A 26,369-nucleotide genomic window follows, 5' to 3' on the forward strand; every position below is an offset into this window, starting at 1 on the left:
CGGTACGGCTCTGGCGGCAATGGAATCATGCGCTTATGTTGCAACAGTTAGCCTCGGTTGATTGCCTTGCTCCGTCTGGTTCAATTGACCGGTAGAGGTGCTGAGCGTATACTTCTTCGGTGCCGTAAGACTTCCTGTCCTTTCCGTTGGAATGATGTGTAATGACCGTGTAGCAGATGCTCGGTCTTTTTTTATTTCCGACAAAATAGTCCAAGAGTTTCCTGCGGCCATAAAAACGGTGTGGCTGAGGGGGATGTTGCGCAGCTGCACCTTTTTGGGGTCATCGGATGATCGCGCTACAGGCTCGGCGCTTGGGGGCATCTCCGAGGTTTGCACCACTCAGAAATAAGCCAAGGAGCATTAATCGTTTATGGCAATCCGCAATGAACTTTTAGAAGAGTTGGATGCTCGCCGCAAGGATGCGTTAGCTTGCGGGGGGCTGGATAAACTCGAGAAACGGCGCCAGAAAGGTCTTCTCTGTGCGCGGGATCGTCTGGATGGACTCTACGATTCGGGTTCTTTCCAGGAAGCGGGCATGCACGTCGATCATGATACGACCGGCATGGATCACAAGAAGATGCCGGGTGATGGCGTGGTCACAGGTGTCGGCAACGTTGATGGGCGTCCGGTTGCGGCGTTTTCCCAAGACTTTACCGTCTCTGGTGGGTCCTTGGGGCGCATGCATGCCAAGAAAATCTGCGATCTCATGGAGACCGCCTCTAATCTTGGCGTCCCTGTTGTGGCCATCAATGACTCCGGTGGTGCCCGAATCCAGGAAGCCGTGCATTCGCTTTCCGGCTATGGTCAGGTGTTTTACCGTAACGTAGAGCTGTCGGGTCTTGTTCCTCAGATTGCGATTATTGCCGGCCCGTGCGCAGGTGGTGCTGCATACAGTCCCGCGCTGATGGATTTTCTCATCATGACCCGCAAGGGCGCGCAGATGTTCATCTGCGGTCCCGATGTCATTAAGGCGGCTACGGGCCAGGAAGCGCCGATCGAAATGTTTGGTACCGCCGATGCCCACGCCTCGGTAAGCGGGAACATCCATTTCATCGCTAATGACGATAAGCATGCCCTTGAAATTACGCGCAAGCTTTTGTCGTTCCTGCCGCTCAATAACATGCAGGATCCTCCCCACCGTATTCCGAGTGCCGTGAACGTGGCAGCGGACGACGGCATGAACGCGCTTGTTCCCGAAGATATCAAGAATCCGCTTGACGTTTCGAAAGTCATCGCGCGCTTGGTCGATGGCGGCGACTTCCTGGAAGTTCAGCGTGATTTCGCCAAGAACATCATCGTTGGCTTCGGTCGCATTGATGGAATGGTCGTCGGTATCATCGCCAACCAGCCGATGGTCAAGGCTGGCACGCTTGATGTGGACTCGTCCGACAAAGGTGCGCGCTTCATCCGCTTCTGCAACGCCTTCAATATTCCGCTCGTTACTTTGGTCGATATTCCCGGCTTCATGCCGGGTCTCGCGCAGGAACGGGGTGGCATCATCCGTCATGGCGCTAAGATGCTGTTCTCCTATGCGGCAGCGACTGTGCCGAAGATCACCGTCATCCTGCGCAAAGCTTATGGTGGCGCGTACCTGGCGATGTGTTCGAAGGACATGGGAGCGGACTTCGTTTTCGCTTGGCCGACGGCGGAAATTGCCGTTATGGGCGCTGAAGGCGCGGTTCGCGTGATCTACAAGAAGGAGATCGAGGCGGCCGAGGATCCAAAAGCGAAAGAAGCCGAGCTCATTGCGATGTACCGCAAGGAATTTGCGTCACCGTACCAAGCGGCCGAGCATGGCATGATCACCGACGTGATTGCGCCGTCCGAGACGCGGTCGCGCGTGTCGTTGGCATTGCGTATTTCGCTGACCAAGCGTTTGACGCGGCCGCCCAAGAAGCACGGGTTGATTCCGCTATGACCGGCAATAACAGCGTTATGGCCGTTATTGCGGCAAACGACGCGGCTGCTCCGAGCGGGATGGACATTTCACCAGTTCAGAATTCTGCGCAAGAAAACACGCAAACGATGACTGATGCGGTGATGGAGGTTCAGGCAAAGGGCGGCTTCTCGGCCAAGCCAACAATGGGGGAACTTATTGAGTTCCAGGTCACCGGCTTGCTGGTGGTGTTCGTCGTCCTCGGCGGTATCACCCTCGTTTGCAACCTGATGGCCCGGATCCTCAAAGCCGTTGTTCCCGATCTTTACCACGTTAAATCCAAGAAAGCACTATGAGCCAACATGATTCAAATGCGGCAACGACCGCGTCGGCCAAGGGCGTTGAGCCGGCAGTGAAGGACCTCGCTGTGCCACAGGACGCTGCGCAAGCAGGTGCGCAGAAGACCGAGGCGATGGTGGTCGAGGTGCCGGGTAAGGGGAAAGGCGGTTTCTCAGAAAAGCCGACGATGGGGGAGTTGGTAGAGTTCCAGCTCACCGGCCTGTTGGTGGTATTCGTCGTCCTCGGCGGTATCACCCTCGTTTGCACTCTGATCGCCCGTATCCTTCAGGTCGTTGCGCCTGACCAGTTCCACGGTAGGTCGAAGCCTGCTGCTGCGCCGGCTAAGCCGGCAGCACCGGCCAAGCCCGTTGCGCACGCCGCACCGGCTGCGACGAAGACCATTCATCCGGGACTCTCTGATGAGAAGCTGGTAGCCATTCTGGCGGCTGCAACACATGAAACACTCGGTAAGTCTGCAACCATCGTCATGTTCCGTCCGATCGACAGCATGGATTGGACGTGGTCTCTACAGGGTCGCGTTGGACTCCATACCTCACACAAAGTCTAAGTGCCGTTTTTAGTTACGCAAAAAAGGAATTTATTATGAAGATGCTCAAGATCACCCTGGAAGGCAAGACGTACGAAGTTGGCGTTGAAGTTGTTGAAGGCGGCGTTGCCCCCGTCGCCGCGCCTGTTCAAGCTGCGCCGGCTGTTGCCGTTGCTGCACCTGTCGCGGCCCCCGCCCCGGCTCCCGCGCCTGCACCTGTTGCCGCCGCCGCAGGTGGTCAGTCTGTTATCAGCCCGATGCCGGGCGTGGTCATGAAGGTTCGCGTTGCCGTCGGCCAACAAGTCGCCAAGGATGAGGAAGTCATCATTCTCGAAGCCATGAAGATGGAATCGCCGATCTGCGCGCCCTGTGCTGGTACGGTTGCCTCGATCCAGGTCAAGGAAGGCGATGCCGTCACCGAAGGCCAAATCCTGATCCAACTGAGCTGAGGAAACCATGTCTGGAATCATTGAGCAATTCATGCTGATGATGACCCAGTCGACCGGGTTCTCTCAGATTACCGGCGGCATGGTCATCATGTGGGCAGTCTGCGCTGTCCTTTTTTATCTCGCCATCGTGAAGGAATACGAGCCTCTGCTGTTGCTGCCGATCACCTTCGGTGCATTGCTGGCGAATATCCCGACCATGGGCGTGTTGAACGAGCCGTATGTTGACAACCTCGTTCATGTGCCGGGTGGGTTGTATTACTACATTTCGCAAGGTATTCATCTTGAGTTGTTTCCGCCAATTATCTTCTTGGGTGTTGGCGCTCTGACGGATTTCGGTCCGCTGATCGCTAATCCGCGCACCCTGTTGTTGGGGGCGGCGGCGCAGCTTGGTATTTTCGCGACAATGTTTGCTGCGGTGATGAGTGGCGTGTTCACGCCGGGAGAGGGCGCGTCCATCGGTATTATCGGGGGCGCTGATGGTCCGACCTCGATCTTTACCGCCAACAAATTGGCTCCTCATCTGATTGGTCCGATCGCTGTTGCAGCTTATACCTACATGTCGCTGGTGCCGCTGATTCAGCCACCGATCATGAAGTGGCTGACGACGGATGCCGAGCGTGTTATCCGGATGAAGACGCTGCGCCCCGTCGGCAAGCTTGAGCGAATCGTGTTTGCTATCGTGGTCATGGTAGTTGTGATTCTCGTCGTTCCCCCTGCATCGGCGCTGGTAGCGATGTTGATGCTTGGTAACATCATGCGCGAATCGGGGGTGGTCGAGCGTTTGACGAAGGCTTCGCAGAACGAGATCATCAACATCGTAACGATCTTCCTCGGAACGTCAGTGGGCTTGACGATGGGTGCCGAGAACTTCCTGCAGACCAAGACGCTGTTGATTATCGCCATGGGCGTTATCGCGTTTGGCGTGTCGACTGCCGGTGGTGTGCTTCTGGCAAAAGCGATGAACAAGCTGTCGCCCAACAATCCGATTAACCCGCTCATCGGGTCGGCTGGCGTTTCTGCAGTTCCGATGGCAGCGCGGGTATCACAAGTGGTTGGTGCCGAATACGATAAGCAAAACTTCCTGCTGATGCATGCCATGGGGCCGAATGTGGCCGGGGTTATCGGTACGGCGGTTTGCGCTGGTTACTTTATTTCCCGCTTGGGCGGTTTCTAATAAAGTAAATTCGGTTCATCCGGTAAAAAAGGGGACTGTCGAAAGACAGTCCCCTTTTTGTTTGCGGAGAACCGGGTCAGAGGATCATGCCGGCGCCTACCGTGTTGTTTGTCGATTCATCAATGACGATGAACGCGCCCGTACTTCTGTTCTGGGCATATGGATCAACGAAAATCGGCTGAGCGAGTTTTAAGCTGACCTTGGCAATATCGTTCATTACGAGTTTCTCGGCAGTCTGTTTTCCCAGTGCATTGATATCCATGCGGAAATCAATGCCGGCAAGCATGGCCTTGCTGTCGCGCGTGGTGTGCCGGATCAGGTACTTGCGACGCGGGTCGAGCGGAGTTTCCGAGAGCCAGCAGAGCATGGCGTCGATGTGCTTGGTGACGGTCGGCAGCTCGCCGCTTTTGACAATCATGTCGCCGCGCGAGATGTCGATCTCGTCTTCCAGAAGAAGGGTGATCGATTGTTCGGCAAAGGCTTCGGGGAGCGAGTCGTCGAGCAGACGGATGTCCTTGACGCGCGATTCGAGGCCGGAAGGGAGGACGGTAATTGCATCGCCGATGGCAATGCGGCCCGATTCGACACGCCCCATGAAGCCGCGATAATCGTGCAGTTCCGGGTTGGCTGAGTCCTGCGGACGGCAGACGTATTGCACGGGAAAGCGGAAGTCTTCGGCGTGTTCGATGTGCGACGTGTTCGCCGTCTCCAGCAGTTCGAGCAGCGTCGGCCCTTGGTACCAGTCGAGCTGGTCGCCGCGTTCGACGACCATGTCGCCATTCAAGGCGGACATCGGAATGAAATGAACGTCCTCGATACCAAGCTTGGCCGCAAATTCAAGATAGTCGGCCATGATCTTGTCGAAAACGTCTTTTGAATAATCGACGAGATCCATCTTGTTAACGGCGACGACGAGGTGCGGGATATTCACCAGGTGCGTCAGGTACGAGTGGCGGCGCGTCTGCGTCAGCACGCCCTTGCGCGCGTCGATCAAGATGACCGCGAGATCGGCGGTCGAGGCGGCGGTGACCATGTTGCGCGTATATTGCTCGTGGCCGGGCGCGTCGGCGATGATGTACTTGCGTGTGCCGGTAGTGAAGTAGCGGTAGGCGACGTCGATGGTGATGCCTTGTTCGCGCTCGGCCTGCAGGCCGTCGGTGAGCAGCGAGAGGTCGACGGCTTCCATACCGCGCTTTTTCGATGTTTTTTCGATGGCGGTGAGCGTGTCGGCGAGGATCGCCTTGGTGTCATAGAGCAGACGCCCGATCAACGTGCTTTTCCCGTCATCGACGCTGCCGCAGGTGAGGAAGCGCAACAGGCCGTGGTCGATCGTTGCTGTCGTATTGGTCGTAGTCATCAGAAGTAACCTTCCTTCTTGCGTTGTTCCATGGAGGCCTCGGACGTTTGGTCGTCGAGGCGCGTCGCGCCCCGCTCGGTAATCGTCGTCGTGGCCGTTTCGGCAATGATTTTTTCGATTGTATCGGCGTCGGAGAGAACAGGCGCCGTGCAGGTGATGTCGCCGACGGTGCGGAAACGGACGAGCATCTCTTCGATCTTCTCGTCCGGCCGGGCGGGAGTAACGTCGGTGACCGGTTGCAACCCGCCGTTGCGGACGACGATCGGCCGCGTGTGGGCGTAATAGATCGACGGCAGTTCGAGCTTTTCGCGCTCGATGTATTGCCAGACGTCGAACTCGGTCCAGTTCGAGATCGGGAAGACGCGGATGTTCTCACCTTTGAAGCTGCGGGCGTTATAGAGATCCCACAACTCCGGCCGCTGATTCTTCGGATCCCATTGGCCGAACTCGTCGCGGAACGAGAAGATGCGTTCCTTGGCGCGTGCTTTCTCCTCGTCGCGCCGGGCGCCGCCGAGGCAGGCGTCGAAGCCGAATTCCTCGATCGCTTCAAGCAGCGTCACCGACTGGTGCTTGTTGCGCGATTCGTCCGGCGATTTCAGCACGACGGTGCCGCGTTTCATCGACTCTTCAACCGAGCGCACGATCAGGCGCTCGCCGAGTTCGGCGGCGCGCTTGTCGCGGAAATCGGTGACTTCCTTGTAGTTGTGACCGGTGTCGATGTGCATCAGGGGGAAGGGGAACTTGCCGGGGCGGAACGCCTTTTCGGCGATGCGCAGCATGCAGATCGAATCCTTGCCGCCCGAGAAGAGCAGCACCGGATTGCTGCACTGACCGGCGACCTCGCGCATGATGTGGATGGCTTCCGATTCGAGCCAGTCGAGGTGCGACAGTGTTTGTTTCGTTGTAGTCGTCATTTTTTTGAACCTAAAAGATAAACCACCAAGACGCCAAGGACACCAAGTTGCACCAAGAAAAACAGGGGGATCACTTGGTGATCCTTTGTGTTCTTTGTGTCTTGGTGGTTCAGATTTTCTTAATGTGCAGTCCGCATTCCTTCGTTTCCGGATTCTCCCACCACCAGCGGCCGGAGCGGACATCTTCGCCAACGGTAACGGATCGGGTGCAGGGAGCGCAGCCGATGCTCGGGTAGAACTTGTCATGCAGGACGTTGTACGGCACGTTGTGCAGCTTGATGTAAGTCCATACCTCGCGCTCGGTCCAGTCGGCGAGCGGATTGAATTTTTCCAGCCCGTTCGTTTCGTCGTAGATCTGCACCGGCAAACCGCCGCGCGTGGCCGATTGCTGGGCGCGCATGCCGGTGATCCAGGCTTTCTTGCCGGCGAGGGCGCGTTGCAGCGGCTCGACCTTGCGGATATGGCAGCAGCCCTTGCGCAGGTCGACCGATTCGTAGAAGGCGTTGATGCCGTGCTCGCGGGTGTAGGCTTCGATCAGGTCGTGACGCGGATAGAAAAGTTTCAGCGTCAGTCCGTAGTGTTTCCTGACTTCGGCGATCAAATCGTAGGTTTCCGGCGGCAGACGGCCGGTATCGAGCGAAAAGTTCTCGATGTCGAACTTCTCGGACTGGATGATGTCGGTCAGGACCATGTCTTCGGCGCTGAGACTGTTGGCCAGTGCGGCCGGCGAAAAGTCGCTGGCGATCCTGCGCAGCAGGGCGCGAACCTGTTCGGTCTTGGCGGCGACGGAGTCAAGCAGCGCTTGATCGTCGGGTTTGGCGAGTTTGATGCCCACTCTGTTTCTCCTGCAATAACTCAGGCCGCGCGGCGGCGGAACAACGGTTGCGGCTGATCGACCGCGGCCTGATAGGTTTCGCTGAAATCGTTGAGGCCGGCGAGAGCGGCGGCGATGTCCTTGTCGGCGCGGACGGCGTAGGCGTCGAAGCCGCAGCGCTTCATGAAAAATAGCTGGTCGTGCAGCACATCGCCGATGGCGCGCAGTTCGCCCGTGTAGCCATAGCGTTCGCGCAGCAGGCGCGCCGTCGAGTAGCCGCGACCGTCGGCAAATTTCGGGAAATTGACGGCGACGACGGCGAAATGGGCAAGATCGCCGGCGATGGCTTCCGGACCTTCGGCGCTGTCGAGCCAGACGCCAATCGGTGCGCCAAGCGCAAGGATTTCGTCCTTGCGTGCCTGCCAGACGGCGAGCGGCAGCAACTGGTTGGCACCGAACGTCACGGCATCAGCCGTTTCACCCTCCGCCAATTTGACGACTTGCCAGGCATCTTCGACGATCTGGCCGTTCTTGATGATCTTAGACATTGGCTTCTCCCGTAGCTTGTTTGGCGGTTTTTTTGCGATCACGTCCCTGATAGGCGCGCTCCTTGAACGGCTCGATGCCGAGACGCTGGAAGGTGTCGATAAAGCGTTCGCTGTCCGTGCGGTTTTCGACATAGACATTGACCAGCGCTTCGACGACGTCCGGTACTTCCTCGGCCGAGAACGACGGGCCGATGACCTTGCCGAGCGTCGTCGCGTTGCCTTGCTGGCCGCCGACCGTGACCTGGTACCACTCCTCGTTGTTCTTATCGACGCCGAGCACGCCGATGTTGGCAACGTGGTGGTGGCCGCAGGAGTTCATGCACCCCGAGATGTTCAGCGAAATGTCGCCGAGATCGTGCAGGTAGTCGAGATCGTCGAATTTCTGGTGGATAGCCTGCGCGATCGGCACCGAGCGGGCGTTGGCCAGCGCGCACAGATCGCCGCCGGGGCAGCAGATCATGTCGGTCAGAAGCCCGATGTTTGCGGTAGCGAGGCCTTGGGCGCGGGCGAGGGTCCAGACTTCCAAGAGATCGCGCTGGCGGACGTCGGCCAGCACCACGTTCTGTTCGTGCGTCACCCGCAGCTCGCCAAAGCTGAAGCGGTCAGCGAGATCAGCGACGGCGTCCATCTGCACGTCGGAGATGTCGCCCGGGGCAACGCCGGCCGCTTTCAGCGACAGCGTCACGGCCGCGTAGCCGGGCACTTTGTGCGGACGCACGCTGCGTTTGACCCACGCGGCAAACGCTTTATTGCCCGCGACAGCTTCGTCGAACGCGGTGTCGTTGGCCGGCAGCGATTCGTAGGCCGGCGGGGCGAAGTGCGCCGCAATCCGGTTGAACTCTCCGTCGGTCAGCGTCGCCGGGCCGTCCTTGATGAACGCCCATTCTTCCTCGACTTGGCGGGCGAATTCCTCCACGCCGAGGGCGTTCACCAGAATCTTGATGCGCGCCTTGTACATGTTGTCGCGACGGCCGTAGCGGTTATACACGCGCAGCAGGGCGTCGAGGTAGGTCAGCAGGTGCTGGCGCGGCAGGAATTCGCGCACGACCTTGCCGATGACTGGGGTGCGCCCCATGCCGCCACCGGCAAAGACGCGAACGCCGATCTCGCCAGATTCGTTCGTGACGATTTCCAGCCCGACGTCATGCGCGCGGATGACAGCGCGGTCCTCTGCCGCCGCATTGACGGCAATCTTGAACTTGCGCGGCAGGAAGGCGAATTCCGGGTGGAACGTCGACCACTGGCGCAGCACTTCGCACCACGGGCGCGGGTCGGTCAACTCGTCGGGCGCGACGCCGGCGAACGGATCGGTCGTGATGTTGCGGATGCAGTTGCCCGAAGTCTGGATGGCGTGCATCTCGACGGTCGCCAGTTCGCCGAGGATTTCCGGCGTTTCCTCGAACTTCGGCCAGTTGAGCTGCATGTTCTGGCGGGTCGTGAAGTGGCCGACGCTCTTGTCGTAGCGGCGCGAGATGTCGGCAAGCTTGCGTAACTGATCCGCCGCAAGCAGACCGTACGGAATGGCGATGCGCAGCATCGGGCCGTGGCGCTGGATATAGAGGCCGTTCTGCAAGCGCAGCGGGCGCAATTCGTCGTCGGAGAGCGTACCGGCTAGGTTGCGGGCGATTTGGCCGCGATACTGGGCGACGCGCTCGTTGATGAGCTGTTGGTCGATGCTGTCGTAGCGATACATGGTTCGCTGTCCTTATGATGAAAAAGAATTACAACGCAATCAGTTTGCCGCCGACGAGAACGAGCATGCTCGCCAGAATCGGCCGCAGGAAACGCTCGGGCACCTTCGCCGACAGGTGGCTGCCGAGCCAGATGCCGGGCAACGAGCCCAACAACAGGCTGCCGAGCAGCGCCCAGTCGATGCTTCCCAGCGCCCAGTGTCCGATGCCGGCGACCAGCGTCAGCGGTACGGCGTGGGCAAGGTCGCTGCCCACGATGCGGATGGCGGGGAGCTTCGGATAAAGAAAGAATAGAACAGCCACGCCGAGCGCACCGGCACCCACTGAGGAAATCGTGACGAGTATACCGAGCACCAAACCGACAGCTACGGTAATTGGAGCCCGGTATTGCGTATGAGTTCTATCCTCCGCATGGGCCAGGGCATACCGCTGCAGCTTGTGGCGGAAGATGATCGCCAGCGCCGTAAGCAGCAGGGCGATGCCCAGCGAAACCGAAATGGTATGCGTCACGGCCGCGCTTTGCGTGGGCAGCCGGGAGAGAACCCAGATCGTGATGATCGCGGCGGGAATGCTGCCGGCGGCGAGCAGGCCGGTGATGCGCCAGTCGACATGGCCCTTGCGCGCATGAACGGTGGTGCCGCCAGCCTTCGTGATGGCGGCGTAGAGGAGATCGGTACCGACGGCGGTGGCCGGATGCACGCCGAAGAGCAGCACCAACAGGGGCGTCATCAGCGAGCCGCCACCGACGCCGGTGAGACCGACGATGCCGCCGACGATGAATCCGGAAAGAGGGTAGAGCCAGTCCATGAAATTTCACCCCGCCTGTTGAAAGTCTGCGCATGGTAGACCGGACGGCTTGAGTGAAAAAGAATAATAAGTTAGATTGCTAGAACTAACTGTTATTAAGTGGCGGCGATGAAGCTACAACAACTGCGTTATCTGGTCGAGGTGGCCCGTTGCGGACTCAATGTGTCCGAGGCGGCCGAGGTGTTGTACACGTCCCAGCCTGGCATTTCCAAGCAGATCAAACTGCTTGAGGATGAGCTTGGCGTTGTCGTTTTCGAGCGCAGCGGCAAGCGCCTGACCGGCATCACCGAGCCGGGCAAGCGCATCCTCGAAATCGCCGGGCGTGTGTTGCAGGAAGTCGGCAACATCAAGCGCGTCGGGCAGGAATACGCGGGCGGCGAAACGGGCAGCCTGGTGATCGCCACGACCCATACGCAGGCGCGCTACGCGTTGCCGGCCGTGGTCAAGCGGTTCGTGGAGCGGCATCCGGATGTGCGCCTCTCGATGCATCAGGGCAATCCGACGCAAATCGCCGAATGGACGATCAAGGGCGAGGCGGATATTGCCATCGCCACCGAGGCGCTCGATCAGTATCCGCAGCTCATCATGTTGCCTTGCTATCAATGGGGGCACAGCGTCATCGCGCCGGAAGGTCATCCCATTCTGGCCGAAAAATCGATCACGCTGGCGACGTTGGCCCGCTGGCCGTTGATTACGTACGATCCGGCTTTCTCCGGGCGTTCGCGCATCAACCATGCCTTCGAGCGCGCCCAGCTGACGCCCAATATCGTGCTGGCGGCGATCGATGCTGACGTCATCAAGACCTACGTTGGATTGGGCCTCGGATTGGGCATCATCGCCAGCATGGCGTTCGATCCTGCACGCGACCAAGGGCTGCAGGCGATCAACGTCGAACACCTGTTCGGTTCGAATACGACGCGCATCGGCCTGCGGCGCGGCACTTACCTGCGCCGTTTCGAATACGATTTCATTGAACTGTTTGCCTCACATCTGACCAAAAGGGCTGTCGATATGGCGATGGCCGGTTCCGGAGCGAATGATGAATACCAACTTTGACCGCGAATTCGAGCGTCTGGCGGGCCCGCCCAAAAGCCCGCTGGCGCAACTGTTCGCCGCCCTGATCGGTCTTGTTGTCCTGGGGCTGGCGTTCATGTTCTCGCTCGTCGTCTTTGCCATCGTGGCGGTTGTCGGCGTTTTCCTCTGGCTTTATTTCTGGTGGAAGACGCGTGCGTTGCGCAAACAGATTCAAGCGCAAATGGCCGATGCGCAGACCGCGTGGCAGCAGAAACCCACATTCGACGCGTCTTCCGGAAAAGAAGAGTTGCCCGGCGCCATCATCGATGGCGAGTCCACGCGCGTGGATGAGCCTGGCGACAGATCCCCGGGACGAGATTAGGGCCGCCTGGCCCGATCAAGGGGTGCCGAGCAACAGGTAGAGGTTCGACGATCCTGAAGGCGAGTGGGCATAGCCGAGATAAACCGGACCCAGCGGGGTATCGCCGCCAAAGTAGATGCCGGTGCTGTTGATCCAGCCATCCTGTCGGGTTTCCGTGTAGCGGTCGCTGACCCGGCCTCTTTCGAAAGCCAGGCCGGCGCGCAAATCACCGCGGAGACCGAGCGGCATGCGGCCGATAACCTTTTCCGCCCGGATCTGACCGTAGGTCGCCGCGCCGCCCAGAATCTGGTCTTTGCCGAATGCGGACAGGTTGAAGAGCCCTCCGAGGGACGCCGGATCATAGGTCGGTAACGGGTCATTGACGCCCATCGAACGGGAAATCCGCGCGTTGACGACGTAATCGCCAATCGAATAGGCGGCGGCAAGATTGGCGTCGATGCGTCCGTAGTCGTTATCGACCGAGTGGAAGTAGCGAACCTGAGCCTTCCAGCCGCGCGTCGGGAAGTAGGCCCGGTCGAACTGATCGAGATCCAGACTGGCGATCCAGCCACTGTTGTCGAGCGACGGGTTGTCAAAGATCGGCGAGCCGGTCTCCAGCTCCGCGTCGCGTTTTTGTTCCAGCCAACCTGCGCGCAGGCGGCCGAGCAGGCCGATGTTCATCCCTGCACCGAGCGAAGCAAAGCGCGTATCGATCTTGTATTCCGCCAGGCGGTCGCCATCCTGATACAGGCCAGCGTGCTCACGCCGGATGCCGGCCAGGGCTTCCACGAAGAAGCGTTGTTGCGGGTCGAGTGGCTGGTAATACTCGATGCCGATATTGGGATTGCTGCCGATTTCTGCCGTTGTCAACAACTCGGCGCCCAGGCTGTTGAGCCAGGTCTTGTGATAGGCGCCGCGCAGCAGGTAGGAGGATCCATCGATCTCTTCCGTTTCCAGCGCGACGCCAAAGCGCAGGTAGTCCGGACCCCAGAATTTTTCGAGGGGCGTCACGGTCATGATTCGCCGGTCGCGGATCGGCTGCATCGAGTATTCGACGCGCTCATAGTAGCCATCGCCATAGACCCGCAAGATGTCCCGGTTGAGTTCCTGCGTATCGATGGTGTCGCCGGGTTTTGCGCGCAGGTGCCGCTCGACAGCGCCGGGATTGACGTAGCGCAAGCCGGCGACGTTGATTTCTTCCAGAACGCTGGTTTCCCGTTTGGCGATCTCCATCGTGTTCCACCAGGCGGCGTATTCCTCGTCGGGGACCGAGAGGCTGCGCAGCTTGTCGGCAATCGCTTCCGCCGCCTTGCGGCCACGGTCGGCGGTCTCGGCATGCCTTTCGAAGTCGCCCGCCGTAATGCCTTCGAGATCGGGTTTTATGTAGATGTCCGACGGTCTTAGCAGGGCAAGCGAGCGGGAGACATTCTGCTCGGTCAGGATATTCACCATCTGCGCCGAAACGGTCAGCAGCGAGCCAATTTCCTCCGGTTTGAGCAGCGGGCTGCCAACGTTCACGGCGATGACTACGTCGGGGCTGCAACGTGCATGCACTTCCGAGATCGGCACGTTGTCGACCAAGCCTCCGTCGACCAGCTTGTGGCCGTTCTGCTCGACCGGGGCCAGCAGGCCGGGGACCGACATGCTGGCGCGCATCGCGGTTGTCAGGTTGCCGTCCCGGAAAACGATGCGGTCGCCGTTGCCGATGTCGGTGGCGATGATCGAGAGCGGCAATGGCAGATCTTCAATATGACGCTCGGTGACATCGGCGTGAACCAGGTGGTTGAAGAACAAGCGGATTTTCTGGCCAGTCACGACGCCGGGCGGCAGCACCACGCCCTTGTCCGTTACGCCCATTTCGGAAGCCGGCAGGAAACGCGTGTTGATTTTCTTGTTGCGGTAGCTCTGCTCGCTGTAATCCGGCGCGTCGATGAACATGTCGCGCCAATCGGCTTTGGCGAGCTCTTCCCGCATGACCTGCGGACTCAGACCGGCGGCGTAGCTGCCGGCGACGAGGGCACCCATGCTGGTGCCGGCGATACAGTCAATCTTCACCTTGTGCCGTTCGAGCACCTCCAGCACGCCAATATGAGCCGCGCCCCGCGCGCCGCCGCCGCCAAGCACAAGCCCGACCGTCGGGCGGGCGGTAGCTTCGGCCCCGATCAGCAGCGAACAGAGCGTGAAAAAGGGGGCAAGAAATCGGATCGTCGGTGTTTTCATTGGGTCTCTTTGTCGATGGCCGCGCTACAGCTACAGGGTAAAACAGGCGTCATCATAATGCCGAAACCCATTGGCCCGATCACAGAGGTGCACGCCACGGCGTTGGAAGCGGTTTTGCCTTCGGGGGCGGGTAGTCCGGAGCACTATCGCCCTTGCGCACGGGGGCAGAGGCTGCCTCCCGCTAAACGTCGCCGGGAGAGCAAACGACGCAGTTGCGCCCTTCTTTCTTGGCCTTGTAGAGCGCAGTGTCGGCCGTTTCAATCAGGGCGGTGCTGTCGACGCCGCGACCGGCCGTCGCCAGCCCGATACTGATCGTCACCGGGATGCGTTGCTTGTTCCAGCGGAAAACCGCCTTCTCGATATGCATGCGCATGCGTTCGGCGATTTGCTCGGCGTTATGTTTCGGCGCCCGGGTCAGGATGGCGACAAATTCCTCGCCGCCATAACGAAACACCATGTCTTCGCTGCGCGTGCTGCGTTTGAGTATGCCCGCCAGATGGCGCAAGATGGCGTCGCCGGCCGCATGGCCGTGGGTATCGTTGATGTCCTTGAAGTGATCGATGTCAATCATCAGACAGGTGAGCGGCATGCCGGTGGTGCGGCTGTAAATCAGTTCCGAGGCAAGAAAGTCGAGGCCTTTGCGCCGGTTGGGCAACTGTGTCAGCGGGTCGGTCAGCGCGTCTTGCAGCAAGCGTTTCTGGGCGATGGCGAATTCGTCCGTGGAACGCATGATGCCTTGCCGTTCGCGGTGGATCTCTTCGCGCATGGCCCGCATGCGCGCGGCCAGATTGATATGGGCGCGCAACGCCTGGTCGTTGATCGGCTTGGTCAGCACGTCGTCGGCGCCGGCCTTGATGGCTTCCGTCGCGCGTTTTTCACCATTCGGCGGCAGCAGGAACAGGAGATAGCAATCTTTGCCGTGCGGCGTTTGGCGGACGCGGCGGCAGAATTCCGCAGCGCGAAGCCGCGGCGCGGAGAGGTCGGCGATGATGATTTCTGCCGGCGGATGTGAGTCGGCCAAGGGATATGCCTCGGCTTCATCGACGAGCACAGGCTGGTGGCCGAGCGTTTCGATCTGTTGCATCAGCGCCGGAAGTTCCGGGAGCGGAATGCCGATCAGCAGGACGCGCAGATGCGGGAAGCCGTTGGCGCGCCGATCCGTGCCGCCGTTCGTCGGGGCTTTGTCAGCTTCTTTCTTGCCGACGCTGCGCGGAGTTTCGGCCGTCAACGAGGCCAGGCCGGTGATGGACATTCGTCTCAACGGCGGCGTGGCGGCCAGAATTTCAGCAAAAGGCGGTAGCGATTGTGTCCTGATTTGCAGCTTGGCGCCCCATTCGCACCAGCGCCCAACCATCCGGTCGACCAGCTCGTTAAGCGTGTCGCCGCTGATGCCGAGTCGCGCCGCCCGCGCCAGCAGGCCGGGCAGCAGGCTCCAGCGCCCTTCCTCGTCGACCATGCAGAGATGACCGAGCGCGCTGGCGAAAGACAGCGCATGGGTCAGCGTCTGCACGCGCGAACCGTCGGCAAAACCCGCGGCGTCGGGGTTTTCGTGATGGAAGGCGGCTTGGGCGAGCATTTCCGGCAGTCCCCATTCGCAGAGCAGACTGGCGCCAAGTTCGCGGTGCTCCATGCTGAAGCGTTGCAGTTCGAGTTCGACGAGATCGCGGCCGCCTTCCCGCGCCACGCGCAGGACCTCGGCGTATTCGTCGGGGAACAGCGAGGCCAGTGCCAGTTCGCCGACGCGGGCAAGCAGGCCGATGGTGAAGATTTCCTCGCTGGCGATGCCCGCCGTGTCGGCGAGTTCCTGGCAGGCGATCCCCGTCGCCAGCGAGTGCCCCCAGAACCCCTCGTAGTCGAAAGCCGAGCACAAACCATAGCGATACCCTTGCATCACCGACAGCCCGATGACGAGGTCGCGCACGCGGAACGAGCCGAGGGCGACAATCGCCCGATGCAGGGAAATGATCGGGCGCGAACGTCCGAAGGCGGCGGCGTTGGCGAAATAAAGCACTCGCCCGGCGATGGCGGGGTCGGATTGCACCAGATGCACGAGATCGGCGATACGAAAATCATCGGCCTGCAGCAGCCGGATGATCGACAAAGCCACCCCCTTGGGCGAAGGCAGCTTCCCCGTCGCTTTGAGTGCCGAGTAACGGTCCGGATCGACCAGACGCATATCCAAAATCTCCAGTCTACTTTTACATCATAGACGGAAGTTGGCGTGTTCAAGGTGTTGTGGTGATGGAATGCCGAGCTAAAAAAGCGAACCACCAAGTCACCAAGGGCTCCAAGTTTCACCAAGAAAAATTCTGGGAGTGTTTTGCTTTTCTTGGTGCTTCTTTGAGTTCTTGGTGTCTTTGTGGTGAAGCTTTTCGATTTTCTGTTACGGCTACGTCTTCTGCGCGACTCGCTGGATCGATTCGAGATATTTCACAGCGTCCATCGGGCCGCCGTTGCGTTGGGCTTCCCAGATGGTTTCGCCGAGGCATTCCATGATGGCGTGTTCGGCGTCGTGGACGTCGAGGCGCGTGCGCAGCGTTTCATAGGCAGCGCGGATGCCGGGCGGCTGGTCGATGCTGATCTGTTCGGCGATGGCCAGATGCAGCGACAGGTGGAGGAACGGGTTCATCTGCCCCGTTTCCGGGGTGAATTCCTGTTCGACGGCCGCTTCCTGGCTCTCCAGCAGGGCGTGGTATTCGGGATGTTCGGCGATGAGGTCGGCGGCGACGGCTTCGGCGCCGTCGAGAATCTGCCGGTCGCGGTGTTTGCGCCAGGCGTCGCAGAAAAAGCGGCGAACTTGCTCACGGGAGGGATTGAACATGGGCTTCCTTCGAATGTGGGCGGATGAGGGCGGTGACGACGGCGTTCTGTAAATGGCGGTTGAGGCGTTGCGACGTGCCGGATGACGGTGCAATTTGTCCCGTTCCGTACGTACCGATGACCGGCAAGCCGGGAAAACGTTCAAGCAGCGCGGCCAGATCGCGGTCGTCGCGACCGTAGAAGTACGGGCCGCGCCCGATGCAGGAAAACATCAGGGCGCAGGCAGGCAGCGTTTGGGCCGCGCCGTCGCTCGCCGCGAGGCTGTCGAGCGTGCGCCGCATGTCGGCCTCGGCGGACGACGGTTCGCGGATGGCCCAGTTCAGATACTGGCCGGGCGCGACGCGTTCGCCGAGCGTCAGCGATGAGTCGCTGTTGGCCGCGATGATCGGTAGCGGACGGTGGCGCCCTTGCGCCGCCGCCAGTCGGGCTTCGCCGGGGTTTGCGGTTGCGTCGTCGAGCAGAACGGCGGTGAGTTGGTGCAGCGACTGGGCCAGATGCGGGCGCAGTTCCGGCGGCAGGGCGAGGCGCAGACTGTCCTGCGCCGAGTGTCCACCGATCGCGTTTAGGTCGTAGCCGTTGCTGCGTTCGACCCGCTGTGGGGAGCCGAGCAAGCGCAACCCGCAGGAGACGCCGACATCGATGTGCGCGTTCGGGAATTGCAGTTCGCACCGTTGTTCGTCGATCAGACGGCCCTGCTGCCAGACGGGCGGCGCGGCATTTCCGGAGAATGTACTGCCGAAGCGCGGAGCCCCTTCGCGCCAAGCGGGCGGGAAATTGCCGCCGGCGTAGCTGAACGTCGGTGTCGAGGCGTCTGCGCTGGGGGCGGGCGAGAGGTCGCCGCAGAAAAGCATGATGGCGGCGGCCGGCCGGTCGACGGCCCAGCCTTCCTCGGTCAACACGCCGGAAGCGATGCCGCCGGCAATCTGCAGGCAGGAGGCGGCGCGCGCCGCCGCCGTAATGGCCTGCCGGGCGTGGTCGTGATGGGTGAATTCCGGCGTCAGGAAAAGCAGGGCGCTGCGGGCATGCGGCTGGTCGCTTTTGGCGAGGGCGCGCGCCACCGCCTCCTCCACGAGTTGTGGCAACGGCTCGTTGCCGGAAACAAGCGCGGTGGCGATGGTCATTTTTCGGTCGAGACTATTGGCTTTGGCATGGGGATCATCACGTCGTCCCCGCACGTTTTTTCCTTGTACTCGCACAGGTCGACGATCAGGCAGCGTCCGCATTCCGGCTTGCGCGCCTTGCAGATGTAGCGACCGTGCAGGATCAGCCAGTGGTGGGCGTCGTGCCGGAATTCGGCGGGCACGACTTTCAGCAGCTTTTGTTCGACCGCCAGCGGCGTTTTTCCGGGGGCGAGCCCGATGCGGTTGGCGACACGGAAAATGTGCGTGTCCACCGCAATCGTCGGTTCGCCAAAGGCGGTGTTGAGAACCACGTTGGCCGTCTTGCGGCCGACGCCGGGCAAGGCTTCGAGCGATTCGCGGTCGCGCGGCACGTCGCCGCCGTGTTTTTCGAGCAGCTGGCGGCAGGTGGCGATGACGTTCTTCGCCTTGTTACGGTAGAGGCCGATGCGGTTGATGTACGTCTCCAGCCCGGCCTCGCCGAGCGCGGCCATGGTTTCCGGCGTCGGCGCGTCGGCGAACAGCCGCCGCGTGGCGAGGTTGACGCTCTTGTCGGTGGCTTGCGCGGAGAGGATGACGGCGACCAGCAGCTGGAACGGCGTCGCGTATTCGAGCTCGGTTGTCGGCGCCGGATTGGCGGCGCGCAGGCGTTCGAAAATGGCTTGGCGCTTGGCGGCGTTCATGATCGGTTACTGCGCGGCGGAGACTGTCTGCGGTGCCGGCGGTAGCGTCTTGCGCGAACGGTGCGCGGCAATGCGTGCGTCGACCCAGTTTTTCCAGGCGATCAGGCAGCCGAGTACGATGAAGGCGCCGGGCGGCAGCATGGCGATCAGGAAGCCGGGATAGTCGGCAGGTAGCAATTGCAGCGGCTGGAGGCCGGGAATGACCATGTCGATGCCGGAAAACAGCGTGCCCTTGCCGATCAGCTCGCGCAGCCCGCCGAGCAGCGAGAGCGTCCACAGCATGCCGACGCCCATGAAGACACCGTCGAACAGCGATTGCAGCGGCGGGTTCTTGTTGGCGAAGGCTTCGACGCGGGCGAGCACAATGCAGTTGGTGACAATCAGCGGGATGAAGATGCCGAGCACGAGATAGAGCTGGTGCAGGTTGGCGTTGAACAAGAGGTCGATCACCGTCACCAGCGAGGCGACGACGAGGATGAACACCGGAATGCGGATTTCATGCGGGATCAGGTTGCGCAGGCTGGCGACGGCGACGCTCGACGCCGCCATGACGATGATCGTCGCCAGCGACAGCATTGCGCCGTTGACGAGGTTCGTCGTCACGGCGAGCAAGGGGCACAGACCGAGAATCTGCACGAGACTGGTGTTCTGCTTCCAGAGGCCGTTGGCGGCGATCTGGCGGAATTCGTTGCGGGTGATCATGGCGTGACCTCGGCAAAAAAGCGAACCACCAAGACTCCAAGATCACCAAGAGGCACCAAGTAAAATCGTTTTCCTTGGTGAAACTTGGTGCTCTTGGTGACTTGGTGGTGAATGGTTTTCATGTGTTCATTGCCCGGCAGTAAGCCGTACCCGGTTCGCTTCCACATACAGCGCGGCCTTGCGCACGGCTTTGATGATGGCGCGTGGCGTGACGGTGGCGCCGGCGACGGAATCGAAGCGACCGCCGTCCTTTTTGACTTTCCAGTCGCGCTCATCGACGATGCTGGGCGCGAGTCCGTCGAACTGGGTGATCCACGGGCCTTCCCGGTTTTTGTCCTTTTTCGGCTCGATGTAGTCGCCGACGCCCGGCGTCTCCTTGTGCTGAATGACGCGGACGCCGCGCAGCGTGCCATCGACGCCGAGCGCGATCAGCAGGCGGATCTTGCCAGCGTAGCCGTCGGGCGCCACGGCTTCGAAGACGAGGGTTTCAATCTGGCCGTTCTTGCGCGCGCGGAACAGTTTCATTTCCGTGTCCGTGCCCAGCGCCGCGACCGGTTCGAGGCGCACGAAGTCGTTGAGCAAGTCGTTGTCGTAGGACTGGCGCGGCAGCACTTCATCGATCAGCTTCATTTTCTCTTCCGCGGCCGCCGCCTCGATGGCCGGGCGTGTCCAGAGATAAGCGCCGGAGAGCAGCGCGGTGAAGACGACCATGAACAGGACCAGGATGAGAGCCGTGCGGACGGCCATTTGCGGGGCGGAGGGCGGGCGGACGAGGTGGTTCATTTTTCGCCCTTCATCCCGAAAATCGGCGGCTGTGTGTAAAGGTCGATCAATGGCACGCAGAGGTTGAGCAGCAGGACGGAGAACGCCACACCGTCCGGGTAACCGCCGAAAACTCGGATCAGGTAGGCAATGAGGCCCGCCGCAAAACCGAAGATCAGCTTGCCCTTCGGCGTCGTGCTGCCGGACACCGGATCGGTGACGATGAAAAAGGCGCCGAGCATTGTGCCGCCGGAAAAGAGGTGGAAGAGCGGGCTGGCAAACTGGGCCGGGTTCCACAGCCAGAGTGCGCCGGAGAGGGCAACCATCCCGCCGAGGAAGCTGAGCGGAAGGTGCCAGCCGATGACCTTGCGCTGCCAGAGCCACAGTCCACCGGCGAGGTAGGCTGCCGCCACCCACTCCCAGCCGTGGCCGCCCATCCGGCCGAAGATGCGCGTGTCGGCCAGGATGGCGCCCACGGAAACCTGGCCTTCACCGAGCTTGAGCGCGGTCTTCAGCGTGTCGAGCGGCGTCGCGCCGTTCATCGCATCGAGGCGCGGCAGCTGGCCGAACATGACGGCCACGTGGTCGGCGAAGCTCGCGTCCATGTTGAGCGACGGCCAGCGCGACATCAGCGCCGGAAAGGAGACGATGCAGACGGCAAAGGCGATCATCGCCGGATTGAAAGGGTTCTGGCCGAGCCCGCCGTAGAGATGCTTGGCGACAACGATGGCGAAGGCGACGCCGACGACGATCAGCCACCACGGCGCCATGGGCGGGAACGCGAGCGCGATCAGCCAGGCGGTGACGATGGCGCTGCCGTCGCCGAGAAACAGGCCGAGCGGCTTGTCGACCAGCTTGAGCATCACGGCTTCGGCGGCCAGCGCAGTTGCCGTGGCGATGGCCAGTTGCACGAGCACGATCGGTCCGAGCAGCCAGAGATAGACGCCAATCGCCGGCAACAGCGCCGCCAGCACCTGCAGCATGATCCGGCGGACGCTGACGTTCTGGGTCAGATAGGGAGGGGAAGTGAAGTTCATGGCGCTTTAATCTCTTACGCAGCAGAGGCGATAAATGCTTCACCACCAAGGCACCAAGAGCACAAAGATTCACCAAGAAAACAGGGGGGGGGCTTGGTGCCCCCTTGGTGTCTTGGTGCCTTGGTGGTTTGCTTTTTTGGTTGCACGACGACTGGTTTTCTCATTCTTCTTCTCTCTGCGCCCTCTGTATCTCTGCGTTGGAAGCGTTCTGCGGTTCCTGCAACGGCACCCGTCGCGCCTCGATTTCGGCGATTTCCTTCCTTTGGGCGACGGTCAGCTCGTCGGTGTTTTTCGGTTTGACCTGCTCACGCTGCTTGCGAGCGCGTTCCATCGCGGCGGCGATGGCCGCTTTCTTGGCGGCGTCGGGGTCGAAGGCCGGTTGCTCTGTGGCGGGCTGGCCGGTGTCGGCGGGTTGTTGCGTTGGAGCCGCGACTCTGGCTGCCGCTGCTTTTGCCAGCCGTTCGGCCTTTTCCGCCTTTTCGCGTTCTTCGCGCTCATTGCGGAGTTCGAAGCGCTCCCGGGCCGCGTCGGCATTCTCCTTTTCGCGTTCGCGCGCCCAGATTTCGCTTTTGGCGAAGCGGAAATACTGGACGAGCGGAATGCGGGACGGGCAAACGTAGCTGCAACAGCCGCATTCGATGCAGTCGAACAGGTTATATTCCTGCGTCTTGCCGAAGTTGTGGGCGCGCGCAAACCAGTAGAGCTCCAAGGGCTGCAACTCATGCGGGCAAGCCTCGGCGCAGGCACCGCAACGGATGCAGGGCATTTCCGGCGCGGGGGGCGGAAAAATGGCCGGTGAGCTGGCAATAATGCAGTTGGTGGCCTTGACGATCGGCGCGTCGAGACCTGGCATGTCGAAGCCCATCATCGGGCCGCCCATCACGTAGCGGTTGGTGTCGGCCTTCGGCTGCATCAGCGGTACGAGGTCGCGCAACGGCGTGCCGAGCAGTACCTCCCAGTTGCGCGGCTGCGCGACATTGCCGGTGAGCGTCACGATGCGCGAAATGACCGGCTCGCCAAACGCGATGGCCCGCCAGGCGGTGTAGGCCGTGGCGACGTTGAAACACTGCACGCCCAGGTCCGGCGAGCGTTTGCTGGCCGGGATTTCCTTGCCGGTGAGTACGCGGATCAGTTGCTTGGCGCCGCCGGCCGGGTAGAGCGTTGGTACCGCGATGACTTCGAAGTTCTCGCCGACGGCCTTGACGGCGGCCTGCATGGCGGCGATGGCCTCGGGCTTGTTGTCCTCGATGCCGATCAGCACGCGTTTCGGTTGCAGCAGGTCGCGGAAAATGCCGATGCCGCGCACGATGTCTTCGCCGCGCTCGCGCATCAACAGATCGTCGCAGCTCATGAACGGCTCGCACTCGGCGCCGTTGATGACGAGCTCTTCCATCGGCACGTCGCTGGCGGCGGTCAGCTTGGCGTGACTTGGAAAAACGGCGCCGCCCAAGCCGACCACGCCGGCATCGCGCAGGAGTTCGCGAACCTGTTCCGGTTCGAGTCGGCCGTAATCGACGGGCTGGCGTTTGATCCACTCGTCGCGACCGTCCGCCTCGATGACGACCGATAGCGTTGGCAAACCGGAGGGATGCGCGGCGAGGCGTTCCTCGATGGCGATGACGGTCCCCGAGGTCGGCGCATGCACGGCCGACGATATCCATTTGTCCGGAGCGCCGATGCGCTGCCCCTTGCGGACGCGATCGCCGGCCTGCACCAGCGGGTGCGGCTGGCCACCGATGCTCTGGTGCAGCGGTACGATCAGCTGTGCCGGCACGGGGGCTGCCGCGATCGGAAAACGGACCGAATCGGCCTTGTAGGTCGGCGGCTTGATACCGCCCTTGAACTTGAACAACGAAAACATAAATCAATAACCACAGAGGCACAGAGGCACCGAGGCCGCACAGAGAAAAATGCTTTGTTTTCTCTGTGTCCCTGTGTCTCTGTGGTGAATAGGTTTGCGGCTCATGCGACTCGCTTTATTTCGAAGACCGGGTATTTCCATTTCCAGGTATCGATGTTCTCGACGATGCGTTCCATGTGGATGCATTCGACCGGACACGGTTTGACGCACAACTCGCAGCCGGTGCACAACGAGGCGACGACGGTATGCATCTGCTTGGCGGCGCCGACGATCGCGTCGACCGGGCAGGCCTGTACGCAGAGGGTGCAGCCGATGCACAGCTGTTCGTCGATGATGGCCACTTGTTTCGGCTTCTCCTCGGCATCGAGCGGTTTGACCTCGCGCCCGAGCAGGTCGGCCAGCTTGCGCACGCCTTCCATGCCGCCGGGCGGGCAGCGGTTGATGTCGGCTTCGCCTTCGGCAATCGCTTCGGCGTAAGGCTTGCAGCCGGGGTAGCCGCACTGGCCGCATTGCGTTTGCGGCAGGATGGCGTCGATTTTCTCGACGAGCGGGTTGCCTTGCACCTTGAACTTGACCGAGGCGTAGCCAAGCGCCGCGCCGAGGATGACGGCGCCGAGCGCCATGATCAGGATGGCGGTGATCATTGGTACTTGTCCAGGCCGGCAAAGCCCATGAAAGCGAGCGACATCAGGCCGGCCGTGATCATGGCGATGGCCGCGCCGCGGAAATGCACCGGCACGTCGGCGCCTTCGATGCGTTCGCGCAGACCGGCGAAGAGGACGAGCACGAGCGAGAAGCCGATGGCGCTGCCAGCGCCGAAGAGCAGCGACTCCAGAAAGTTGTGCTGGTTGGCCATGTTCAGCAACGGCACGCCGAGCACAGCGCAGTTGGTGGTGATCAGCGGCAGGTAGATACCGAGCACCTGATGCAGGACCGGACTCGATTTCTGGATCGCCATTTCGGTGAGCTGTACGACGGCGGCGATGGTGACGATGAACGAAATGGTGCGCAGGTATTCAAGCCCGAAGGGCGAAAGCAGATAGTGGTCGATGACGTAGCTGGCGCCGGTCGCAACGGTCAGCACGAAGGTCGTGGCGGCGCCCATGCCGATCGCGGTGTCCAGTTTCTTGGAAACCCCCATGAACGGGCACAGGCCGAGAATCTTCACCAGTACGACGTTGTTGACGAGAACGGCGCCGACGATGATGAATAAGTAATGGGTCATAGCGAATGAGTGGACGGAGATGCGGTCGCTCGAACGTCGGCCGCCAAGGGCCCGGATTATCCTCCTCGGACAGAGACGCTTCAACCACGTTGCAGGTAATGAAATTCCTTGCGGCTCCTGTTGTGGCCGATCAGGCGACGTTCGCCGTTAATCAAATCGCAATAACTTTGTCAGAAGCTGCCCGGCGAGCCGGCCGGAAGGTCTTCAGCGTCCTGCGCTCATCTCCGGATTCATTCATCACCTATTTGAAGTTTTCCAATAAGGAGTGGCTGTGTTTACGAACACGTTCAAGAAAACCTTGCTTTCCGTCATCATATCCGGCGTGATCGTCGCCGCCTGCGGTGGCGGTTCGTCCGATTCCAGCGATTCATCCACCCCGGCAGTCGTTACCGATCCGACAGTTGAAACAATCAGCCTGTCGCGGATCGGGCGCACCGCATCCCAAGGGTTTGCCGTTTCCGCATCCGAGATCGTCGCTTTTGACAAGACGGGCAAGCGCATTTTCACGGTCAATGCCGAGAGCGGTGCTGTTGACGTTTTCGACGCGTCCAATGTCACGGCGCCGGTGCTGAACTCCAGCCTCAACCTGGCCCAGATACTGCACGCGAACGGCAAGGTGAGCGATGTTGCCGTTGTCGGGGCGGCCAACAGCATTGCCATCAGTGGCGATCTTGTCGCCGTTGCCGTCGAAGCGAATCCGAAGACCAGCAATGGCTGGGTCGTGTTCCTCAATCGCGCAACACTGACCTATGTACAGGCCGTTCAGGTCGGCGCGCTGCCCGACATGGTGACGTTTACGCCTGACGGGACGAAATCCGTCGTGGCCATCGAGGGCGAGCCGGAAGACTACACGGTCGATCCGGAGGGCCGCGTTGACATCATCAACGTAAGTGACTTCTCGTTGCGCAGCGCCACGTTCACCGCTTTCAACGTCGGTGGCGCTCGCCATTCCGAACTGCCGTCCGATGTGCGCGTGTTCGGACAGGTTGTCGATTCGACCGGCGCCATCGTTCGTTCCTCAACAGTTGCCGAAGACCTTGAGCCGGAATATGTCGCCATTTCAGACGATTCGAAAACCGCCTACGTTTCGCTGCAGGAAGCCAACGCGATCGCCGTTGTTGACCTCACCGCCGCTAACGTGACGAAGATCATTTCCCTCGGATTCAAGAATCATTCGTTGGCCGGCAACGGCCTCGATCCGAGCGATAAGGATTCCGGCGCGACGATCGGCAACTGGCCGGTCTACGGCATGTACATGCCGGATTCGATCGCGTCCTATCAGGTGAATGGACAGACGTACCTCGTTACCGCCAACGAGGGCGATTCCCGTGCCGATTGGGGTGTCGAGGACGCCAGTGGCGATAACGTCAATAATGAGGAAACGCGCGTCAAGAATCTGTCGCTCGACACCACCGTGTTCACCGACGCCACGACGCTCAAGATGGATGCCAACCTGGGTCGCCTAAAGGTCACCACAAAGCTGGGCGATGCCAACGGTGACGGTCTGTATGAGAAGCTATTCGCGTTTGGTGGTCGTTCCTTCTCGATCTGGAACGCAACGACCGGTGCTCTCGTTTTTGATTCGGGTGATGCCTTCGAGAAGAAAACGGCCGAGATTTACGGCAACGACTTCAACAATAACCACGAAGAAAACGACGGTGACGGCCGTAGCGACGACAAGGGGCCGGAACCGGAAGCCCTCGCCATCGGCAAGATCTACGACAAGACGTACGCCTTTGTCGGCCTTGAGCGCATGGGCGGCATCATGGTGTATGACATCACCAATCCGGCGGCGCCGACCTTTGTTCAGTATCTCAACGACCGTAACCTGGTGGTTGATCCGGCTGACAACTCCGGTTCGACTTACAGCGTCGATGCGGGTGACCTTGGCCCTGAAGGCTTCAAGTTCGTTTCCGCCTCCGATAGCCCCAACGGCAAGCCGCTGCTGATCGTTGGCAATGAAGTCAGTGGCACGACCGCCATTCACGAGATCGCTGTCACCACGAAGTAACGTGTGAACAGGCTGTTGAAATTTGCCCTGACACTTTTG

Annotated in this window: 25 protein-coding genes; 8 read left to right on the top strand and 17 right to left on the bottom strand. The window is 60.8% G+C overall.

The window, feature by feature from the left end; translation table 11 throughout:
- The first annotated feature begins 370 nt into the window (after nt 1–370).
- Genes GH659_RS03620 through GH659_RS03640 form a run of 5 tightly spaced genes read left to right on the top strand, consistent with a single transcriptional unit; the run spans nt 371 to nt 4,385 of the window.
- Complete coding sequence (locus GH659_RS03620) at nt 371–1,918, top strand: acyl-CoA carboxylase subunit beta (RefSeq protein WP_153109375.1); 1,548 nt, start codon at nt 371–373, stop codon at nt 1,916–1,918.
- Nucleotides 1,915–2,232 carry a hypothetical protein gene (locus GH659_RS03625; RefSeq protein ID WP_153109376.1) on the top strand — a complete coding sequence of 106 codons (318 nt, stop codon included), beginning with the start codon at nt 1,915–1,917 and terminating at the stop codon, nt 2,230–2,232. The genes GH659_RS03620 and GH659_RS03625 overlap by 4 nt, the downstream gene beginning before the upstream one ends.
- Nucleotides 2,229–2,783, top strand: a complete 555-nt coding sequence (locus GH659_RS03630; protein WP_153109377.1) for an OadG family transporter subunit — start codon at nt 2,229–2,231, stop codon at nt 2,781–2,783. The genes GH659_RS03625 and GH659_RS03630 overlap by 4 nt, the downstream gene beginning before the upstream one ends.
- A gap of 35 nt (nt 2,784–2,818) precedes the next feature.
- Nucleotides 2,819–3,211: an acyl-CoA carboxylase biotin carboxyl carrier protein subunit gene (locus tag GH659_RS03635; RefSeq protein ID WP_153109378.1), complete on the top strand. Its 393-nt coding sequence runs from the start codon at nt 2,819–2,821 to the stop codon at nt 3,209–3,211.
- A gap of 7 nt (nt 3,212–3,218) precedes the next feature.
- Nucleotides 3,219–4,385 carry a sodium ion-translocating decarboxylase subunit beta gene (locus GH659_RS03640; protein ID WP_153109379.1) on the top strand — a complete coding sequence of 389 codons (1,167 nt, stop codon included), beginning with the start codon at nt 3,219–3,221 and terminating at the stop codon, nt 4,383–4,385.
- 76 nt (nt 4,386–4,461) lie between these two features.
- Here GH659_RS03640 and cysN read toward each other — a convergent pair whose 3' ends face one another.
- The 6 genes from cysN to GH659_RS03670 all read right to left on the bottom strand — a co-directional run bounded on the left by cysN (nt 4,462) and on the right by GH659_RS03670 (nt 10,516).
- On the bottom strand, nt 4,462–5,742 hold the full coding sequence (gene cysN / locus GH659_RS03645) for a sulfate adenylyltransferase subunit CysN (RefSeq protein WP_153109380.1): 1,281 nt from the start codon (nt 5,740–5,742) through the stop codon (nt 4,462–4,464).
- Nucleotides 5,742–6,656 carry a sulfate adenylyltransferase subunit CysD gene (gene cysD / locus GH659_RS03650; protein WP_153109381.1) on the bottom strand — a complete coding sequence of 305 codons (915 nt, stop codon included), beginning with the start codon at nt 6,654–6,656 and terminating at the stop codon, nt 5,742–5,744. The genes cysN and cysD overlap by 1 nt, the downstream gene beginning before the upstream one ends.
- A 109-nt stretch (nt 6,657–6,765) precedes the next feature.
- A complete protein-coding gene (locus GH659_RS03655) occupies nt 6,766–7,491 on the bottom strand; it encodes a phosphoadenylyl-sulfate reductase (RefSeq protein ID WP_153109382.1) in 726 nt (241 codons plus the stop codon).
- A gap of 20 nt (nt 7,492–7,511) precedes the next feature.
- Nucleotides 7,512–8,018 (bottom strand): DUF934 domain-containing protein, encoded by a 507-nt coding sequence (locus tag GH659_RS03660; RefSeq protein WP_153109383.1) that lies wholly within the window; start codon nt 8,016–8,018, stop codon nt 7,512–7,514.
- Nucleotides 8,011–9,711 (bottom strand): nitrite/sulfite reductase, encoded by a 1,701-nt coding sequence (locus GH659_RS03665; RefSeq protein WP_153109384.1) that lies wholly within the window; start codon nt 9,709–9,711, stop codon nt 8,011–8,013. The genes GH659_RS03660 and GH659_RS03665 overlap by 8 nt, the downstream gene beginning before the upstream one ends.
- A 28-nt stretch (nt 9,712–9,739) precedes the next feature.
- The gene (locus tag GH659_RS03670) at nt 9,740–10,516 is read right to left on the bottom strand and encodes a sulfite exporter TauE/SafE family protein (RefSeq protein ID WP_153109385.1); all 777 of its coding nucleotides are present in this window, start codon (nt 10,514–10,516) and stop codon (nt 9,740–9,742) included.
- A 108-nt stretch (nt 10,517–10,624) separates the two neighbouring features.
- Here GH659_RS03670 and cysB point away from each other — a divergent pair, with 108 nt between their 5' ends.
- Together cysB and GH659_RS03680 are read left to right on the top strand one after the other, a co-directional pair.
- Complete coding sequence (gene cysB, locus GH659_RS03675; RefSeq protein WP_153109386.1) at nt 10,625–11,572, top strand: HTH-type transcriptional regulator CysB; 948 nt, start codon at nt 10,625–10,627, stop codon at nt 11,570–11,572.
- Nucleotides 11,556–11,912, top strand: coding sequence for a hypothetical protein (locus GH659_RS03680; protein WP_153109387.1), 357 nt, complete (start codon nt 11,556–11,558; stop codon nt 11,910–11,912). Before cysB ends, GH659_RS03680 begins: the two co-directional genes overlap by 17 nt.
- Nucleotides 11,913–11,927: 15 nt before the next feature.
- Here the strand turns inward: GH659_RS03680 and GH659_RS03685 are convergent, their stop codons facing one another.
- From GH659_RS03685 to rsxA, 11 genes are all read right to left on the bottom strand, one after another.
- Nucleotides 11,928–14,111: a patatin-like phospholipase family protein gene (locus tag GH659_RS03685; RefSeq protein WP_153109388.1), complete on the bottom strand. Its 2,184-nt coding sequence runs from the start codon at nt 14,109–14,111 to the stop codon at nt 11,928–11,930.
- A 181-nt stretch (nt 14,112–14,292) separates the two neighbouring features.
- A complete protein-coding gene (locus GH659_RS03690; protein WP_153109389.1) occupies nt 14,293–16,287 on the bottom strand; it encodes an HDOD domain-containing protein in 1,995 nt (664 codons plus the stop codon).
- Between the two features lie 213 nt (nt 16,288–16,500).
- On the bottom strand, nt 16,501–16,932 hold the full coding sequence (locus GH659_RS03695; protein ID WP_153109390.1) for a DUF1841 family protein: 432 nt from the start codon (nt 16,930–16,932) through the stop codon (nt 16,501–16,503).
- Nucleotides 16,913–18,052 carry an FIST C-terminal domain-containing protein gene (locus GH659_RS03700; RefSeq protein WP_170285814.1) on the bottom strand — a complete coding sequence of 380 codons (1,140 nt, stop codon included), beginning with the start codon at nt 18,050–18,052 and terminating at the stop codon, nt 16,913–16,915. The genes GH659_RS03695 and GH659_RS03700 overlap by 20 nt, the downstream gene beginning before the upstream one ends.
- A complete protein-coding gene (nth, locus tag GH659_RS03705; protein WP_153109392.1) occupies nt 18,049–18,732 on the bottom strand; it encodes an endonuclease III in 684 nt (227 codons plus the stop codon). Before nth ends, GH659_RS03700 begins: the two co-directional genes overlap by 4 nt.
- A gap of 6 nt (nt 18,733–18,738) precedes the next feature.
- Entirely contained in the window at nt 18,739–19,434 is a 696-nt protein-coding gene (locus tag GH659_RS03710; RefSeq protein ID WP_153109393.1) for an electron transport complex subunit E, read from the bottom strand.
- Between the two features lie 126 nt (nt 19,435–19,560).
- Nucleotides 19,561–20,217, bottom strand: coding sequence for an electron transport complex subunit RsxG (gene rsxG, locus GH659_RS03715; RefSeq protein WP_153109394.1), 657 nt, complete (start codon nt 20,215–20,217; stop codon nt 19,561–19,563).
- The gene (locus GH659_RS03720; RefSeq protein ID WP_153109395.1) at nt 20,214–21,233 is read right to left on the bottom strand and encodes an RnfABCDGE type electron transport complex subunit D; all 1,020 of its coding nucleotides are present in this window, start codon (nt 21,231–21,233) and stop codon (nt 20,214–20,216) included. The genes rsxG and GH659_RS03720 overlap by 4 nt, the downstream gene beginning before the upstream one ends.
- Nucleotides 21,234–21,393: 160 nt before the next feature.
- Nucleotides 21,394–23,094 carry an electron transport complex subunit RsxC gene (rsxC, locus tag GH659_RS03725; protein ID WP_153109396.1) on the bottom strand — a complete coding sequence of 567 codons (1,701 nt, stop codon included), beginning with the start codon at nt 23,092–23,094 and terminating at the stop codon, nt 21,394–21,396.
- Between the two features lie 101 nt (nt 23,095–23,195).
- Entirely contained in the window at nt 23,196–23,738 is a 543-nt protein-coding gene (gene rsxB, locus GH659_RS03730) for an electron transport complex subunit RsxB (RefSeq protein WP_153109397.1), read from the bottom strand.
- A complete protein-coding gene (rsxA, locus tag GH659_RS03735) occupies nt 23,735–24,319 on the bottom strand; it encodes an electron transport complex subunit RsxA (RefSeq protein ID WP_153109398.1) in 585 nt (194 codons plus the stop codon). The genes rsxB and rsxA overlap by 4 nt, the downstream gene beginning before the upstream one ends.
- A gap of 271 nt (nt 24,320–24,590) precedes the next feature.
- On the opposite strand from rsxA, the gene GH659_RS03740 reads away from it, so the two are divergent.
- On the top strand, nt 24,591–26,330 hold the full coding sequence (locus tag GH659_RS03740) for a choice-of-anchor I family protein (protein ID WP_153109399.1): 1,740 nt from the start codon (nt 24,591–24,593) through the stop codon (nt 26,328–26,330).
- Nucleotides 26,331–26,369: the final 39 nt, after the last annotated feature.

The organism is Propionivibrio limicola (assembly GCF_009469695.1).
GTDB classification, from domain to species: domain Bacteria; phylum Pseudomonadota; class Gammaproteobacteria; order Burkholderiales; family Rhodocyclaceae; genus Propionivibrio; species Propionivibrio limicola.

Coding starts and splice junctions, on each gene's coding strand:
- cysB (WP_153109386.1), top strand. CDS start 10,625: ATGAAGCTACAACAACTGCGTTATCTGGTCGAGGTGGCCCGTTGCGGA.
- GH659_RS03665 (WP_153109384.1), bottom strand. CDS start 9,711: ATGTATCGCTACGACAGCATCGACCAACAGCTCATCAACGAGCGCGTC.
- rsxC (WP_153109396.1), bottom strand. CDS start 23,094: ATGTTTTCGTTGTTCAAGTTCAAGGGCGGTATCAAGCCGCCGACCTAC.
- GH659_RS03670 (WP_153109385.1), bottom strand. CDS start 10,516: ATGGACTGGCTCTACCCTCTTTCCGGATTCATCGTCGGCGGCATCGTC.
- rsxA (WP_153109398.1), bottom strand. CDS start 24,319: ATGACCCATTACTTATTCATCATCGTCGGCGCCGTTCTCGTCAACAAC.
- GH659_RS03620 (WP_153109375.1), top strand. CDS start 371: ATGGCAATCCGCAATGAACTTTTAGAAGAGTTGGATGCTCGCCGCAAG.
- GH659_RS03635 (WP_153109378.1), top strand. CDS start 2,819: ATGAAGATGCTCAAGATCACCCTGGAAGGCAAGACGTACGAAGTTGGC.
- GH659_RS03680 (WP_153109387.1), top strand. CDS start 11,556: ATGAATACCAACTTTGACCGCGAATTCGAGCGTCTGGCGGGCCCGCCC.
- rsxG (WP_153109394.1), bottom strand. CDS start 20,217: ATGAACCACCTCGTCCGCCCGCCCTCCGCCCCGCAAATGGCCGTCCGC.
- GH659_RS03640 (WP_153109379.1), top strand. CDS start 3,219: ATGTCTGGAATCATTGAGCAATTCATGCTGATGATGACCCAGTCGACC.
- rsxB (WP_153109397.1), bottom strand. CDS start 23,738: ATGATCACCGCCATCCTGATCATGGCGCTCGGCGCCGTCATCCTCGGC.
- cysN (WP_153109380.1), bottom strand. CDS start 5,742: ATGACTACGACCAATACGACAGCAACGATCGACCACGGCCTGTTGCGC.
- cysD (WP_153109381.1), bottom strand. CDS start 6,656: ATGACGACTACAACGAAACAAACACTGTCGCACCTCGACTGGCTCGAA.
- GH659_RS03685 (WP_153109388.1), bottom strand. CDS start 14,111: ATGAAAACACCGACGATCCGATTTCTTGCCCCCTTTTTCACGCTCTGT.
- GH659_RS03695 (WP_153109390.1), bottom strand. CDS start 16,932: ATGTTCAATCCCTCCCGTGAGCAAGTTCGCCGCTTTTTCTGCGACGCC.
- GH659_RS03710 (WP_153109393.1), bottom strand. CDS start 19,434: ATGATCACCCGCAACGAATTCCGCCAGATCGCCGCCAACGGCCTCTGG.
- GH659_RS03630 (WP_153109377.1), top strand. CDS start 2,229: ATGAGCCAACATGATTCAAATGCGGCAACGACCGCGTCGGCCAAGGGC.
- GH659_RS03690 (WP_153109389.1), bottom strand. CDS start 16,287: ATGCGTCTGGTCGATCCGGACCGTTACTCGGCACTCAAAGCGACGGGG.
- GH659_RS03720 (WP_153109395.1), bottom strand. CDS start 21,233: ATGAACTTCACTTCCCCTCCCTATCTGACCCAGAACGTCAGCGTCCGC.
- GH659_RS03700 (WP_170285814.1), bottom strand. CDS start 18,052: ATGACCATCGCCACCGCGCTTGTTTCCGGCAACGAGCCGTTGCCACAA.
- nth (WP_153109392.1), bottom strand. CDS start 18,732: ATGAACGCCGCCAAGCGCCAAGCCATTTTCGAACGCCTGCGCGCCGCC.
- GH659_RS03660 (WP_153109383.1), bottom strand. CDS start 8,018: ATGTCTAAGATCATCAAGAACGGCCAGATCGTCGAAGATGCCTGGCAA.
- GH659_RS03625 (WP_153109376.1), top strand. CDS start 1,915: ATGACCGGCAATAACAGCGTTATGGCCGTTATTGCGGCAAACGACGCG.